7 protein-coding genes and 1 riboswitch are annotated in these 16,745 nt (G+C 47.2%); of the genes, 6 read left to right on the top strand and 1 reads right to left on the bottom strand.

Annotated features, from left to right (window positions below; genetic code table 11):
* Positions 1-10 precede the first annotated feature (10 nt).
* Both LL912_RS05565 and LL912_RS05560 read left to right on the top strand, forming a co-directional pair.
* The gene (locus LL912_RS05565; protein WP_235552586.1) at positions 11-1,945 is read left to right on the top strand and encodes a menaquinone biosynthesis decarboxylase; all 1,935 of its coding nucleotides are present in this window, start codon (positions 11-13) and stop codon (positions 1,943-1,945) included.
* 257 nt (positions 1,946-2,202) lie between these two features.
* A riboswitch (Fluoride riboswitch) is annotated at positions 2,203-2,277 on the top strand.
* Positions 2,278-2,311: 34 nt separating this feature from the next.
* The gene (locus LL912_RS05560) at positions 2,312-3,598 is read left to right on the top strand and encodes a voltage-gated chloride channel family protein (RefSeq protein WP_235552585.1); all 1,287 of its coding nucleotides are present in this window, start codon (positions 2,312-2,314) and stop codon (positions 3,596-3,598) included.
* Between the two features lie 177 nt (positions 3,599-3,775).
* On the opposite strand, the gene LL912_RS05555 is transcribed toward LL912_RS05560, so the two are convergent.
* A complete protein-coding gene (locus tag LL912_RS05555) occupies positions 3,776-7,903 on the bottom strand; it encodes a hybrid sensor histidine kinase/response regulator transcription factor (RefSeq protein ID WP_235552584.1) in 4,128 nt (1,375 codons plus the stop codon).
* Between the two features lie 252 nt (positions 7,904-8,155).
* Between LL912_RS05555 and LL912_RS05550 the strand changes: the two genes are divergently transcribed.
* The 4 genes from LL912_RS05550 (at position 8,156) to LL912_RS05535 (ending at position 15,871) form a co-directional block, all read left to right on the top strand.
* Entirely contained in the window at positions 8,156-11,299 is a 3,144-nt protein-coding gene (locus tag LL912_RS05550) for a SusC/RagA family TonB-linked outer membrane protein (protein ID WP_235552583.1), read from the top strand.
* Positions 11,300-11,342: 43 nt separating this feature from the next.
* Positions 11,343-13,082, top strand: coding sequence for a RagB/SusD family nutrient uptake outer membrane protein (locus tag LL912_RS05545; protein ID WP_235552582.1), 1,740 nt, complete (start codon positions 11,343-11,345; stop codon positions 13,080-13,082).
* Between the two features lie 224 nt (positions 13,083-13,306).
* Complete coding sequence (locus LL912_RS05540) at positions 13,307-14,536, top strand: glycoside hydrolase family 88 protein (RefSeq protein WP_235552581.1); 1,230 nt, start codon at positions 13,307-13,309, stop codon at positions 14,534-14,536.
* Between the two features lie 51 nt (positions 14,537-14,587).
* Complete coding sequence (locus LL912_RS05535) at positions 14,588-15,871, top strand: DUF2264 domain-containing protein (protein ID WP_235552580.1); 1,284 nt, start codon at positions 14,588-14,590, stop codon at positions 15,869-15,871.
* The last annotated feature ends 874 nt before the right edge of the window (positions 15,872-16,745 follow it).

Genomic DNA, 16,745 nt, shown 5'->3' with positions numbered 1-16,745 from the left:
CAAATCTGAAATGTCGTATAAAAATCAACAGGAATTTATTGAAGCGATCGAAAAAGCCGGTGAACTGGTACGCATTAAAACTTATGTGAATCCGAAACTGGAAATGGCGGAGATCACGGACCGGATGAGTAAGGAACCGGGTGGCGGCAACGCCATTCTTTTCGAAAATACCGGTTATGATTTCCCCGTACTCATGAATGCCTATGGCAGCGAAAAGCGGATGTGCCTGGCATTGGGTGTAAATGAGCTGGATGATGTGGCCCGCGATATTGAAAATTTGTTTAAGTTATTAGCGGCCCCCAAGGAAGGCCTTATCGATAAGCTGAAGTTATTGCCCAAACTCAGTGCTTTTGCCTCCTGGATGCCGAAAGTAAAAAAGGGAAGGGGTGCCTGTCAGGAAGTGGTCATTACCGATAATCCGGATATTACCAGGCTTCCGGTGATCACCTGCTGGCCGCAGGACGGCGGGCCGTTCATTACCCTGCCCATTATCAACACCAAGGACCCCAATAATCATATCCGGAATGTAGGGATGTACCGGATGCAGGTCTTCGGACCGCAGCTTACGGCCATGCACTGGCATAAGCACAAGGTGTCGGCAAAACATTTCAACGAATACAAAAAGCTGAATAAAAAAATGCCGGTAGCCGTAGCATTGGGTGGAGACCCCGTTTATGCCTATTCGGCTACGGCGCCGTTACCTGAAAATGTGGATGAATACATGCTGGCCGGCTTTCTTCGAAAGAAAAAAGTAGAGCTGGTAAAATGCATCACGCAACCGGAAATTGAAGTGCCGGCTGATGCTGATTTTGTGATTGAAGGCTATGTGGACCCGGCCGATGACCTGCTTTGGGAAGGTCCCTTTGGTGACCATACCGGTTATTATTCACTTCCGGATTGGTATCCCAAATTTCATATTACTGCTATTACCCATAAAAAGAACCCGGTATACCCGGCAACGATCGTGGGCATTCCACCCCAGGAAGATGCCTGGCTGGGGAAGGCTACGGAACGCATTTTCCTGGCACCCATCAAAATGACGCTGGTTCCGGAGATAGAGGATATGGAAATGCCCGTGGAAGGTGTATTCCATAATCTTGTGATTACAAAGATCCACAAGGACTACGCCGGGCAGGGGCAGAAAGTAATGAATGCCATGTGGGGAGCGGGACAAATGATGTTTAATAAAATCCTTGTGCTGGTATCGCAAACCGCTGACGGAAGTGCGCTGAAGTTGGGTGATTATAAAGCCTGTGCCCGGGAGATCTTTAAGAATCTGAATCCCGCAACCGACCTGTCGTTCAGCCAGGGACCAATGGATGTACTGGATCACAGTTGCAGCAAAATGGGCTTTGGCGGAAAGATGTGCATCGATGGTACGCTGAAGTTTGAAGAGGAAACCCAGGATGGCTATACGGTGCTGGCTACAGATGTGGCAACAAACTATGCAGCCCTTCTTACGGGCCGGTTTAGCGAGATCACCGGTGTGAATGATGCACTGCCAAAAGAACAGATCCCCTGCTTGATTATTTCCGTGAAAAAAAACCGGAAGGGACATATAAAAGCACTGCACCAGGAAATTGCGGCCCTGCCGGGGATGGAGTATATAAAAATGATCCTGTACGTGGAACACACCGTGCCTGCTTCCGATCTGGCACTGGCGCTCTGGCGTTTTTGCAATAACCTGGATCCCGTACGGGACCACCTGTTGGCGCCCACTTCAAAAGAAGGGTATAGCTGTATGGGGTTGGATGGTACCATCAAGACCAGGGCATTTGATAATTTTCAGCGCGATTGGCCCAATATAATTGTAGCCGATGATACCACGATTCAAACCGTGGATGAAAAATGGGAATCGCTGGGGATCGGACCCTTTATCCCTTCTCCTTCCCTGAAATATAAAGACCAGATGTACGGACAGGAAGCGGTGGCGGCTACGGAATAGGTTTCGGGTGGGGTTTCGTTTCATGCCTAATGTGCTTTCCGGTTGAACGTTCAATATTTAAGGATTGGCGCCATCCCCGCATGATCCAGGCTGTTTTATACGCAATTCCCTATAAATGCAGATTGGAAGAAAATTCACAGAGGAGCACCGGCATCTTCATTTCCACATTTTCAAATTCCCTCCCTTTTATATTTAATATTTCTTATTGGTTATTTTACATTCCCCGAAGAATGCTGGTAACCCGTATCTTTGTACCATACAAAACAGGAAATGGTGTCTTCCTGAACCAACCGTTCACGCCTTGCGCGGGATCTGATGGCGCCTGCAAATAGTAATATTTTATTACACCATTAACCTATTTGTAGGATGTATCAATTTAAAACGGAGCAGGGAAAAATCTTTTACCAGTTGGCACACTGGACCATCCGGCTTGTACCCCTTTCATTTGTTATAGGATCATTGGTTGCTTTGTTTTTATGGCTGCTGGATTGGGCTACCCATACCCGTTGGCAGCATCTGTGGCTGCTTTTTTTGCTGCCCCTGGCGGGTATTTTTATTTGGGCATTGTATCACTACTTCGGTAAAGATGCGGAAGCCGGTAATAACCTGGTTATGGACGAAATCCATGAACCGGGAGGAGGGGTGCCCACCCGTATGACCCCGCTGGTGCTGGCCGGCACGATCGTTACGCATTTGTTCGGAGGCTCGGCAGGCCGGGAAGGCACTGCTGTGCAGATGGGCGGCAGTATTGCGGATCTTTTTGCAAAATGGTACCAGCTAAAAAAAGAAGACCGTAGTATGCTGCTGATGTGCGGAATGGCTGCGGGCTTCGGGGCCGTATTTGGTACCCCCGTGGCAGGTGCATTGTTTGCCATGGAGGTCCTGTTTATCGGTCGCATGAAATATCACGCGCTGATACCCTGTTTGATCTCTGCCGTGCTGGCCCATATTGTTTGCAGCAGTTACGGCATTCATCATACGCACTACGCCATTAGTGCTAAAATGATTCAATCTGTTGCTACCTGGGTCCCCGGCGGTTTTTCTTTCGATCTGTCCTTGTTGTTAAAAGTGATTGGAGCGGGAATTGCTTTCGGGTTGGCCGGTATGGCGTTTGCCCGCTGCACCCACTTGCTGAAACAGTTTTGGGTAAAACTGATACCGGTGAAATGGCTGATTCCCGTGGCCGGCGGCCTGCTTATTATCGGAGGTTGTTATCTGCTGGGTAATTTTGATTACCTCGGATTGGGGGTGGTCAATCCAAACGGGCACAACAGTATTGTAAGTGCGTTTACTACCGGTGGTGTAGATACCTGGAGCTGGTTATGGAAGTTGTTGTTTACTGCGGTTACACTCAGTGCCGGTTTTAAAGGCGGAGAGGTAACGCCCTTATTCTTTATCGGTGCTGCTTTGGGAAATACGTTGGCGGTTTTAGCCGGTGCACCCGCTGATCTTTTTGCCGGGCTTGGATTTATCGCCGTATTTGCGGCTGCCACTAATACACCCATTGCCTGTATGGTAATGGGCGTGGAGCTGTTTGGAGGTGAAAACATCCTTTATTTCGCCGTTGCCTGTTTCACCGCATATTATTTTAGCGGGCATTCCGGCATTTATAAAGCGCAGCGAATCGCTGTTCCAAAAATTCACAGGAAATAATATACTGCACTCCTGATCGTATAACAGGATAGCCGGCGATGATCGTTGCGAATGCTTCGCGTTTGTTTTGGTTGGGATTTTAACGCTAAGTTGTTAGCAGTAAAAAAAATAACTGCAAAGAGCGCAAGGGTTTTGCGAAGAAATCAGTATGTGGCTTTGTCTTTATGCGCAGAGGAATTAATCATCGGCTGTTTCCTCGGTTTTATCTGCCTGATGTCGTTGCAGGGTCTGCTGCGTAAAATCACTCGGAGCAACACCAAAGTATTTTTTAAATTCCCGGCTGAAGTATTTCCGGTCTTCGTATCCCACTGCATAAGACACTTCATTAATGGTCAGATCTTTTTGAAGGATCAGTTCGGCTGCCTTTTTAAACCGGCGTGTTTTGATAAATTCATTCACAGACATATTGGTAAGGGCCCGCAGTTTTTTATACAGAACCGGAGCGCTCATGCCCACTTTACGCGAAAGTTTATCTACCCCAAAATCTGCGTCTTCCAGGTGCGCGTCGATAATTCCGATGACGTTCTGTAAAAAGTCGGCATCGATTTTATTACGCACTATGCCGGTTGTTTCCTGTGGCCGGTCTGGTACGGCGCGCAGGGTAAACTCCCGGATGGTGCGTCGCTGTAATTTCCTGCGGGCTTCCAGCAGGTTGCGGATATGTAATTCCAGGATCTTTGTGCTGAAGGGCTTGGTAATATAAATATCTGCGCCCTGTTCAAGGCCTGCAACCTGGTCGGCCTGCGTGCTTTTTGCGGTCAGCAGGATCACCGGGATATGACTGGTGCGCGAATCCGTTTTTAAGCGCGTGCAAAGCTCCATACCGTTGAGCCCGGGCATCATCACATCACTGATGATCAGATCGGGGATGGCTGCCACGGCCATTTCCCATCCCTGCAGTCCATCGGCAGCCGCTTGCACAATATAACCGGGTTCCAGTTGCTGACAAATAAGCGCGCGCAATTCAGGATTGTCTTCCACAACCAGAACCGTATGCTGCCGGTTTGCCGGCAACAGGGGGGTGATGGTTGTTGCGGTTCCGGGTGGTGGTTCATTGTTCAGGAAAACCGGTGGTACCTGCTGTTCGCGGATCGAAACATGCGGGTCCGTTTCAAAATGCTTTTTGCCATGCCGGAGCGTTACAAAGAAACAGGTAAACCCGCTGTTGCCGTTTTCGGCCGGCGTACTTTCCACGCGGATATGACCTCCATGCAGTTTGGTAATTTTTTTTGAAAGCGCTAAACCGATTCCATACCCCGTGTTTTGCATCCCGTGATCGGCCACCTGGTAATAGTTGGTAAACAGCTTGTTTAAATAAGCAGCGGCAATCCCCCGCCCGGTGTCGGCTACCCGGATTTCCGTGGCGGTTGCCTGCTGATGAACGGATACCGTAATACTTCCGCCTTCCGGAGTAAACTTGAAGGCATTGGCCAACAGGTTGAAGAATACTTTTTCCAGTTGCGTTTCATCAAAATACAGCAATGCCGTTTCTGTATCGTGTGTAAAGGCGATCCGGATATTTTTTGCCAGCGACAATTCGCTGAAGCTGGAATAGATCTCCTGCAGGAAGGAAATAAGGTCCTGTTCTTTTACTTCCAGTTTCAGGTGATCCGACTCCGCTTTGCGGAAGTCCATCAGTTCACTAACCAGTTTCAGCAGCCGGTTGGAGTTGTTTTTTATCTGGATGATCTGCTGGGTAGTGAACTGGTCCGACCGGTTTATATCGAGCAGCTTTTCAACCGGCGCCATAATCAGCGACAAATGGGTCCGCAGTTCGTGGGAGACATTGGTAAAAAAATTAAGTTTTACCTGGTGGAGTTCATCTTCTTTTTTCAGCAATGCGCGAAGGAACAGAAAACGGGTAATAAAGAAGAGCACCCCCATTAACAGCAAGAGGTAAATTGTATAAGCCCACCAGGTACGCCAGAAGGGCGGCAGCACTGTAATCTTCATGCTGATGGGCTGTGTCCACAATCCATCATTATTAGCGCCCCGCACAGAAAACGTATAATCACCGGGAGGCAGATTGGTATAGGTAGCGGAAGGGGTACGCACCTGTTTCCACGCCTTATCAAATCCTTCCAGTTTATAGGAATAGCGGTTCTTATTGCTTTTTATAAAATTGAGCAATGCAAAATGGATGGTAAACAGGTTTTGATTATGGTTAAAGCGGATCTGCCGGGTCTGACTGATGTTGCGTTCCAGCAATCCATCGGAAGCACCAATGCGCACATCTGTATTGTTGAGCCGTAAACTGGTAAATACCAGGGGCGCCAGGTAGCGGTTCACTTCGATCCGGTTCGGGAAGAAGTAGGTAATGCCCCGGTATCCGCCAAAATAAAATACGCCTTTACTGTCTTTTAAATAGGAATTGTAATTAAATTCCCTGCCTGCAAGGCCATCGGCAACGGTATAAGAAAGTACGGCCTTTGTGGCAGGGTCAAATCTTACCAGTCCTTCATCGGTGCTCAGCCATAAAAATCCATGGCGATCCTGCAGGATGCCTACAATATTTTTTGATTGCCCGGAAAGTATGGTAAACTGAGCAAGTGTCTGCTTTGTTTTGTCGTAAAAAACAAGCCGGCCATTCCGGGCTCCGGCCCATATATTACCGGCAGCATCCTCGAAGAAGGTATTTACAGACAGGGTGGCGTTAACGGCATGAAGCTGGTTATGGCGTATGGTAAAAAGTCCGGACGTACCGCCCAGCCAAATCGTACCTTCCCGGTCTTTATAGATCTTGCTTGCAGAAAACTGTTTTAATTTTTCGTCGATCGGGGGAAGTGGTTCCAGCTCCGGCCCCGATTTTTTAAAAAGACGGATCCCGGCATTTGTAGCCAGCCAGAACCGGCCCTCATCATCCTCTTCCAGTGAGCCGATCTCCAGGCCGGCGCTTTCCACATCTTCGGGTTTGTATAAATAATGGCGGAATTTACCGGTTGCCGGGTCAAGCACGTTCAGCCCGCCACCGTGTGTACCGCACCAAATATATCCTGGTTTATCGATGTAAACCACTTTTACAAGATTGGAGGCAATGCTTCCCGGGTCATCCCGGTCATTTTTAAAAGTACGGAATTGCCCGGTTCTGCGGTTATATAATACCAGTCCGCCACCCTCGGTACCGATCCACAGATCCGTATTGCGGTCTTCCAGGATACTGCTGACCACATTATTGGCCAAAGCGTTGGAGCTGCCGTCATTTTGGATGATACTGAATCCTGTGGTAAACGCATCGGCACGATTGGCCCCTCCGAAATAAGTTCCGATCCAGACGGAACCGTTAGCATCTTTGTATAAGCTGTAAATCGAATTCTGGCTGAGGCTTTTAGGATCGCCGCCCTGGTTTTGAAAAGAAACCATTTGCCGGGTACGGGTATCCAGGATGCTCAGCCCTTCCTGGGTACCTATCCAGAGGGAACTGTCGTTCTGCATCATCAGGGTACGAATATTGTTGTGAATCAGTCCCTGCGGGCTGTTATTTTTGGAGAACCGGGTGAATGTTTTTGTTACCGGGTCGTAAAGATTGAGGCCTGAACTTTGCGTGCCGATCCAAAGATTGTTCGAGCGATCTTCACAAATAGCTGAGATATTGTCGCTGCTCAGGCTTCGGGGATCGGCAGGACGATGGTAGAATGGCTCATAATAATAGCGGCCGCCGGCTTCCCACATCCGCACCAGGCTGGTAGTAGAACCGATCCAGATGCTCCCTGCCTGGTCCTGGAAGATCGTTTTGATCACGCTCCCCGCCAGCGGCTGGCTCCCGGGTGTAAAAAAACAGGTAATGCGCTCCCGGCGCCGCCCGGTAAGTGCAAACACACCTTTTGAGGTTCCGATCCAAAGCCGTTGCTGCCGGTCTTCAAAAATACAGTTAACGGCTACGGGAGCTGTTGCCGGCAGGCGGATTTTTTCAAAATTGTCTTTTTTATCATTATACCGGTTCAGCCCCATGCTGGACCCTACCCAAAGCTGCTGCCGGGAATCGCGAAAAAGCGAGATGATATTGTTAGAACTAAGACCCGACTGGTCGGTGCCGGCTGTGTACGTTTTGATCTGGGATCCATCATACCGGTTCAATCCGTTAGAGGTACCCAGCCAGATAAAGCCCTGCGCATCCTGGGTTATGGAAAGTACCGAGTTATTCGACAAACCGTTTTCCGATGTCAGGTGATTAAAACGAATGGCCTGTCCCTTACAAATGATTGTAAGTATCGAAAGACAGCATAAAAGCCCACTCTTTATAATATAAGAAGACAGGGTTCTAAAACCCGGAAACCCGCAGCACATCGCAAAAGCTCTTTTTACCACCCCATGTAATTTAAAAACAATTAAAGATAAGGAGAGAAAGGACTTTATGTAAATAAAAATATTTGATTGATTATCAAATTGTTAAATCTTGGTTTAAAAAAACACCCCCAATCTTTTAGAATTTTCATCCCGGGCCGGAACATCCGTGGCAGATATTGCAGGTCCGGAGATTGTATATGAAAGAAATGCTTGTCTTTATTGCTGTCAATCATTACATCTGCTGTCATTTTTCATTTTTAAAAGTTTGTGCTTATGCCATTTAAGGATTCAGGCCATGGGCTTCGCCAGCGCGGTTGCTGGTTGATTGCCGTACTATTTTTACTGGTGCCTACGCTGCTACATGCGCAGTCGAGGCCAATTCAGGGTGTTGTAACCGATGCGAACAATATCCCGGTACCCAACGCATCTGTTATCAATAAAACCACCGGACAGGGCGTGGCCACTAATATTGAGGGGCGGTTCAGGATCAATGCTTCCGCAGCCGACGCGCTGGAGATTTCAGCGATCAACTATGAAACCGCCACCACCACGGTGGGATCGCAGACATCGCTTACGGTGAAGTTAAATGCGACCTCAACAAGCCTGGAAGATGTGGTAGTGGTAGGGTATGGGTCTAAAAGTAAGCGGGATGTAGGCGGAGCTGTTCTGTCGGTTGATCAGAAGGTGCTAAAAGACAGACCTGTGACCAATACGCTTGCTGCGCTTCAGGGAACTGCTCCAGGGCTTGTGATTACCCGTACCAATGGTCAGCCGGGGAGAGAGGGTTTGTCGGCCCGTATAAGAGGGATTACTTCGCTCGGCGCTGGGAACTCGCCACTTGTAATCATCGATGGAATCGAAGGTGATATCAACTCCTTAAATCCCAATGATATACAATCTATATCCGTGTTGGAAGATGCAGCATCGGCCTCTATATACGGAGCCAAAGCCGGTGGCGGTGTAATATTGGTAACAACCAAAGGCGGGCGTGCCAATCAAAGGACCCAGGTGGATATTACATCTATGTATACCTGGAGAACGCCTTATGCCCGACCCGAGCTGATTAGTTCCAGGAAACAGGCGGAGCTGCAAAATGCTGCGAGAAAGTTTGCAAATCAGAACCCGGATTTTACGGAGGAGCAACTGAATTGGCTGGATGATCCGAAAATTAACGAAGTGTGGAATACCAATACCAGCACCTGGGATTATTATTATAATTATAATCTGGAAGATATTTTGATGCGCAAACAGAGTCCGCAGCGCAACATTAACCTCACCGCCAGTGGCGGTGGAGATAAATCTACCTTTCTGTTTTCTTTAGGATACATGGACCAGCAGGGGGTGTTTAAATTCGGACCGGACAGTTATAACAAGTTCAACGCCCGTCTGAATTATAACACAAAATTGTCTAAGATCTTCAGTTTGGACTCAAGACTTTCATTTGCAAGGGAGAATATTGACGCTCCCCCAACCGGAGTAACAGGAGAGGGGCTCATGTATGGCGTATATTCTATCCGGGCGGCACGCAACCCGATATTTACACCGGGTACCGGCGAGACAAAATATGCGTATATCGGAACCATCTCCACAGCCTATCCTATATTGAAAGACGGAGGATACGACCGGGAGGATAAATATAATCTGAATGGGGTATTCAGCTTATCGGCAAAACAGCTGTTACGCGGGCTTGACCTGAAAGCCGTGTATAGCCCGGGAATGGTATTATCAAACCGGGCAATTTTTAACCGGACCGTGCCCCGTTATACAATTGATAAAGATATGAACCCGGTAGCAGGGACACCTATTAACCAGGTAAATTCTTTAAGTAAAACAAGGCCGTTTACAATTACTCAAAATTTTTATGCAACGGCTGATTATGATTATAAGGTTGACCGGCACAGTTTTCATTTGCTGGGCGGCTATGAATTCAAATCCTATAAGTATGACTGGATACAGGCCATTCAACGTGCGTTGCTGTTAAACGATTTCCCAACATTGAATTATACGACACTAGCCACAGCCGATGTGGGAAATGTGGGAGATAATATGCAGATAAACACGTGGCTTTCTTATTTCGGAAGATTGTCTTATAACTTTGCAAACAAGTATTATTTTGAAGGTACATTAAGACAGGATGGTAGTTCCCGTCTGGCTCCCGGTCATAAATTTCAGACATTTTATGCGGGTAATGCTTTTTGGCGGGTGGCGCAGGAGGACTGGTTTAAGAATGCATTGCCCTGGGTAAATGAATTAAAGCTTGCTGTGTCCTATGGTACTGCTGGTGGTGCGCAAACTGCAGATCCGAATGTGAACAATTATGATTTCCAAAGCCCGCTTTCAAGGGGATACTATCCATTTAATGATTCACGTACCGCTTATTTCTTCCAGGGCAGCCTTCCGTCAGAAAGCAAGGCCTGGGAAGTAATCTCAACCGCAAATTTTGGATTTGACCTTGAAGTACTGAAAAGAAGACTGACCATTCACTATGATTACTTTATTAAAAAGAATAATAACGTATTTGTTGGACAGCAACTTCCAGCACTCTTAGGGGTTACACCTAATCAGGCGAACCTGGCAGCAGTACAGGTGAAAGGATGGGGCGTAACAGTAAACTGGAATGACCGGTTTAAGAACGGAAGCTATTTTATATCAGCGAATCTCAGCGATGATAAAAATAAAGTTGTTCGGTACGATGGTTCAGTATCTTATAATGCCGGAATCAACTCTGCAATTCCCGGAATGTCAACCAATTCAATTTTCGGATACAAAGCAGATGGGTATTTCGACACACAGGATGAACTGAAGAGCGTTCCGGTTAGAACCACCAACACTGGAGTGGGCGACATTAAATTAGTTGACATCAATAACGATGGGTTTATCAATCAGGGAATCAACACGGCTGCAAACCACGGGGACCTGGTATACCTGGGCAATACAAACTCGCGCTATGTTTTTGGTTTCAATGCCGGGGTGAACTGGAAAGGATTTGATTTTTCTGTGTTGTTTAATGGTGTCGGAAAAAGGAGCCTCTTATTAGAGCCTTATGCTACGATTGCTTTTTACGACGGCTGGAGAATGCCCTGGGCAATCCATGAAGATTACTGGACTCCGGAGAATCCAAATGCAAAATTCCCGGCGATACGGATGAGCGACCGGGTAAATGATGTCGTGTCTTCTCACTGGGTACAGGATGCCAGCTATATACGTCTTAAAAATTTACAGGTCGGATATACGTTGTCAAAGCGAATGCACCACATAAAAGCAGTAGGTGATATACGTGTTTATTTCTCGGGCCAGGACCTGTGGGAAAAAACCGGAATGTGGTTTAACTACTTTGACCCCGAAAATACAGACAGGGTAACGTTTGGATACCCGCTGTGGCGGAGCTATGCAGCAGGATTAAACATCAGTTTTTAAGAAGCTGGGCTAAAAAATTGTAAATCGATTAACAAGACACATAATGGCAATACATTTTAATAAAAACGATTTATTTATCGTTGCAATCTTAACAGGCGCAGTTGCTATAGCAAGCAGTTGTACCAAAATGCTGGATCAAAATACACAAACAGTGATTACCGACCCTGTTTTTTGGAAAACAGAAAGTGATCTGATAGGTGGAACAAACTACCTCTATAACAGTTTGCCTAATTTTGACACTCCAGTAGAAGACTTATACAGCGATTTTTCTGTGGATGTATTCGGAGGATCACTGAATACAATCAGCGATGGTTCGCGAACGGTGCCATCAAACGACGGAGTATGGACGAACTCCTATTCATACATAAGAGCCGCAAATAATGTAATTGAAAAATCAGCGGGAATTGCGGCCAGCCCGATGAAAACCTATTGCATCGCGCAAGCCCGTTTTTTCCGGGCGCTGAATTATTTCCGGCTGGTAAGAGCCTATGGAGATGTTCCGTATATTGGAAGAACCATTACGGGGCGCGAAGACGAGGCCTTGTATACGCCCAGAACAAATAGAAGGGCGGTTGTTGATTCTATATATGCTGATCTCGATTTCGCAGCATCAAATTGTCCCCAGGCAGATGAATTGCCGGCCAGTACTTCGGCTTCGGGAGCAGTTGGTAAAGAGTATGGTCGCATTACCCGCAGTGCTGCCCTGGCGTTTAAGTCGCGTGTGGCATTGAATGAGGGCAGCTGGCAGAAGTTTCACGGCGCGCCCGAGTTACAGGGCGATAAGGATCCCGCAAAACATTTCACTATAGCCCGGGATGCTGCATTGACGGTAATAAATGAAGGGAAACATGGTTTGTATACCGCCGGCGGAGCGTTGAGTTTTCAAAACCTTTTCCGGTATCCGGGTGAAACCTATGCCAATAATAAAGAAAATATACTGGCACGGTTGTACGGAAAAGATATTGCCAACAATGTATCGAATAACGGGGGCTACATGCGGCCTTATTTAACAGACGGCCGTAATGCGGCTACGCGGGCATTTGTGTTAACCGCGCTTTATTCCGACGGGCTCCCAGCAGGGAAATCGTCGTTAGATTCCAATGGAAAAGAAACAGGGTTATTGACCGATTATCAAAACAGGGATCCCCGATTGGTGCAAACGTTATTTAAGGTAGGAGATCCCTATGCGTCGATAGCAGGTGGCAATCCTTTATACCGTAATACTTATTACTACCACCAGCAAAAATACTGGACCGGGCAGGCCGACTTTTTGGCGAGTCCCAACCTGTTTCTGGATTTCATCGCAATTCGTTACGCGGAAGTACTGCTGAACTATGCTGAGGCCGTTTACGAACTAAACGATAATATCTCAGACGCAGATCTAAATAAAACAATCAACCTGCTCCGGCAAAGGGCCACGAATAACGATAATTCAAAGTTGCCTTTATTAACCAACGCGTTTGTTACTGCAAACGGGCTCAATATGCGTGATGAAATCCGGAGAGAACGTTCAGTGGAACTGGCTTATGAAGGATTCCGTTATTGGGACCTGATAAGATGGAAAACTGCAGAAACAGAGTTGGTAAAGCCTCTTCTTGAACGTAAATATTTTGAAGGTCTGGATTATGGGGGTAGTACCAAACCAACCATGCTGAACGGATATGTACTGATGCAGGCATCTGATAAAAGGAAGTTTAATCCTCAGCGGGACTATTTATGGCCATTGCCGTCTAACCAGATCGGACTCAGTAATAATACCCTTACTCAGAATCCAAACTGGTAATGGATGATTGGTAGATACGGATGCAAAGACAATGTTGTTTTGCAAACAGCGCAGAGCTGTAGCAATCTTTGCGTCCGTATTGTTATAGTGAACGTCCTGGCGATAGACTATTTCCTTCTGCCGGTATTTTAATGATTAACCATAAAAACATGTATCAAAAGAAAAAAATTGCAGTTGTCTTCTGCTTGTTTCTGATTTTACTTTCTTGTGCTCACGGAAAACAAATGCAATCCGCATCGAAGGATACTCCCGATCGTTTTGTAGAAGACAATATGACGTATGCCAGACAGATGCTTGGTATGCAATTAAAAGTTGCAGATCTTCAATTCGCTGCTCCCAAAGGGGCCTATCCCCGTACTACGGATAAAAACGGAAAGTTGGTGACGACCTCCATGTACGACTGGACACCCGGGTTCTTCCCTGGTAATCTTTGGTATGCTTACGAGTATTCAAAAGATGAAACGCTGAAAAAGGAAGCACTCCGGTGGACGGAAAAAATGGAACCTCTGAAAACCTTTACGGAGCATCATGACCTGGGATTTATGATGTATTGCAGCTATGGCAATGCTTACAGGCTTACGCATAACCCCGCATATAAAGAGATCCTGGTACAATCCGCACGCTCGCTGGCCACCCGTTTTGACCCTAGGGTCGGCAGTATCAAATCCTGGAACCGCTTTGTTTCCTGGCACGGGAATAAGACCTATTATTATCCGGTAATCGTGGATAATTTAATGAACCTTGAGTTGTTGTTTTTTGCTTCGGAGGTTTCGGGCGATACTACCTACAGGCATGTGGCTGTAACGCATGCACGAAATGCCATGAAGAACCAGGTACGCCCCGATTACAGCACCTATCATGTGGTTTGCTATGATCCTGCATCGCCGGCTGTAGTGGGGCGGGAAACGGCACAGGGCTATGCCGATAATTCTACCTGGGCGAGGGGACAGGCCTGGGCCATTTACGGGTTCACCATGATTTACCGTTTTACAAAAGACCCGCAATTTCTGAAAACCGCAGCCGGACTCGCTGATTTCTATATCAACCATAAAAACCTGCCGGCGGATAAGATCCCGTACTGGGACTTTAATATTGATCAGCCGGGTTATACACCGGGTATAAAATCCAATGCGCCGAATGTAAAGACACCATACCGCGATGCTTCGGCCGCAGCCATCACCGCATCGGCATTGCTGGAGCTGAGCGGCTATGTAGATGACCGGAAAGCCGGCTCATACAAACAATTTGCCATCGCAACATTGCAGTCGTTAGCCGGTCCGGAATACCGTGCAAAAGCGCATACCAACGGCAACTTTATCCTGAAGCACAGTGTGGGCAGTATTCCGCATAACAATGAAATTGATGTGCCCCTGGTATACGCCGACTATTATTTCCTGGAAGCATTACTGCGGTATCGCAAAATTGCGCACAACGAAAAACTGTTTGAGGAATAAAAGGCAGCATTGATAAAATCAGCATATTTGTCGTATTAATCTTTTTTAGACATGAAGTGTATACAAAATAAAACCGGGCTATTAGGGGCCATGTTGTTGCTGGTGGCTGTTACGGCAAGCAGCCAGCCAAAACGTAATCCGAAGCTAGGATTGGTAAATCCTGGTGCGACCAGCGGCGCCCGGGACCGCGCTCAATGGGTAAGGAATATTTACAAAATTGCGTATCCTGTGGTACATAATCTTGCAGAAGGCACATTAAAAAAGAACCTTCCGCTGGAGCAGGGTCCTTCTTATAACCTGGTAGTAAAGGATGTAACGTATCTTGAGGCCGTGGGCCGCACGGTTGCTGGGATCGCGCCCTGGCTGGAGCTTCCGGATGACCAGACCGAAGAAGGCCTGTTGCGTGCAAAAATGCGCAAGGAGCTGCTGCAGGGACTGAAAAATGCAGTTGATCCCGGTAACCCGGATTGCCTGAACTTTAAAAAGCAGAGTCAGCCCATCGTAGACGCAGCGTATTTATCGCATGCCTTCCTGAGAGCTCCCAGGGCCCTGTGGCAGCCACTGGATACGGTAACCAAACAACGCTATATCGATGCTTTTAAATCGTTGCGCAACCGCAGCGGTGCCTACAACAACTGGTTGGTATTTGCTGCACTTACCGAAGGCTTTTTGCGGTACATCGGGGAAGACTATGATCCGGTGCGCATCGATTATGCCTTAAATAAAATGAAGGACTGGTACACCGGCGATAGCTGGTACAAGGATGGCGACCTGTTTAGCATGGACTATTATAATTCATATGTAATTCATCCCATGCTGACCGATCTGATCCGGACACTGCTGGAAAAACGCCCAGGGAAAGTGCACGTAACGGCAGGAGACTATGAAACGGCCCTGCGCCGGATGGTACGGCACGCCGAATTCCTGGAGCGCATCATAGCACCGGACGGAACCTACCCGGCTTTTGGAAGGTCGGTTACCTACCGCACCGCGGCGTTCCAGGTATTGGGCCAGGTGGCGCTGATGGAAAAATTGCCCGGGCATATTCAGCCGGCGCAGGTGCGTTGTGCGCTCACCAAGGTATTTTCCAATATGTTTGACGGCAACCAGAATTTTGATGCCAACGGATGGCTGGTACTGGGTTTTAACGGGCATCAACCGATGATGGCCGATGTATATACCTCTACCGGCAGCTTATATATGGCCACGCTGGGATTTTTGCCGCTGGGGCTGCCGGCCGATCATAAATTCTGGACCGATCCGCCCGCTGACTGGACCAGCAAAAAGGCATGGAGCGGACAGCCGGTGAAGAAGGATTATAAGGTGGAGTATTAGGGGGATTTGAAAATTTGAATCCTGGTAGCTATTGAGTGGAGATGTAAGAATGAGGGAAGGGGGCGGTCGTTACTGCCCTTGGGGAATTTAAAATATCCAATAAAGAATATTTAATATAAAGGATGGAGAACTTGATTTGAAAATTTGAAAATGTGAAAATGAAGATCCCGTTCCTGCTCTACGGCCCTTCCTCCGGTCGGTATCTGAAGATAATTAGGAAAAGGCGAATAAAAAGCAGGGAGAAGTTAATTCCGTCAAGCATAAAAACGTACACGATCTAACATCCAGCGTCTAATATCTAACGTCTTACATGAAGCCTAAAAGCGGATCCAACCTGCCGTGGCAGGCACGCCTGGAACTTTAAACAGTCAATAGTGAATAGATCATCGAGTGTAGAAAGGTCCAATTTTGAACGTTAACCTTTTAAAAGTACACCTAGCATAAAACAGGAAAAATCTGCTAGTTGGACTTCAATTTCACGACAGGAGTTATTTTATCGCTGCGGCCCTGTAAGGGCTTTATATGGGTAATACAGAATAGGAGCGGAATAAAGCCCCGTAGTGGGCGACCTGTTTCCCCGTAACCCGCAGGCAATCGGGAATAGTGGGTAGAAAGAAGTGAAGTACATCAAGGATAAAAACGTACACGATCTAACATCCGGCGTCTAATATCTAACGTCTTACACGAAGTCTAAAAACGAATCCAACTTCAAACTTTAAACAGTCAATAGTGAATAGATCATTGAGTGTAGAAGATGCAGTCTGGAACTTTCCCCCTTCCGGAATGTAAAACAACCAATAAGAAATATCAAAGGTAAAAGTGATGATACCGGTGCGGCAGATAACTTAAAAAAGAAATAATGCCCGTTCTTGTT

This window comes from Niabella agricola (genome assembly GCF_021538615.1).
Lineage (GTDB): Bacteria > Bacteroidota > Bacteroidia > Chitinophagales > Chitinophagaceae > Niabella > Niabella agricola.
Note: the sequence above shows the minus strand (reverse complement) of the source record. Positions and strands in the feature narration are given on the sequence as shown.

Excerpts from the sequence above, each read along its gene's own strand:
- LL912_RS05545 (WP_235552582.1), top strand. The coding sequence starts at position 11,343 with ATGGCAATACATTTTAATAAAAACGATTTATTTATCGTTGCAATCTTA.
- LL912_RS05540 (WP_235552581.1), top strand. The coding sequence starts at position 13,307 with ATGCAATCCGCATCGAAGGATACTCCCGATCGTTTTGTAGAAGACAAT.
- LL912_RS05535 (WP_235552580.1), top strand. The coding sequence starts at position 14,588 with ATGAAGTGTATACAAAATAAAACCGGGCTATTAGGGGCCATGTTGTTG.
- LL912_RS05565 (WP_235552586.1), top strand. The coding sequence starts at position 11 with ATGTCGTATAAAAATCAACAGGAATTTATTGAAGCGATCGAAAAAGCC.
- LL912_RS05560 (WP_235552585.1), top strand. The coding sequence starts at position 2,312 with ATGTATCAATTTAAAACGGAGCAGGGAAAAATCTTTTACCAGTTGGCA.
- LL912_RS05550 (WP_235552583.1), top strand. The coding sequence starts at position 8,156 with ATGCCATTTAAGGATTCAGGCCATGGGCTTCGCCAGCGCGGTTGCTGG.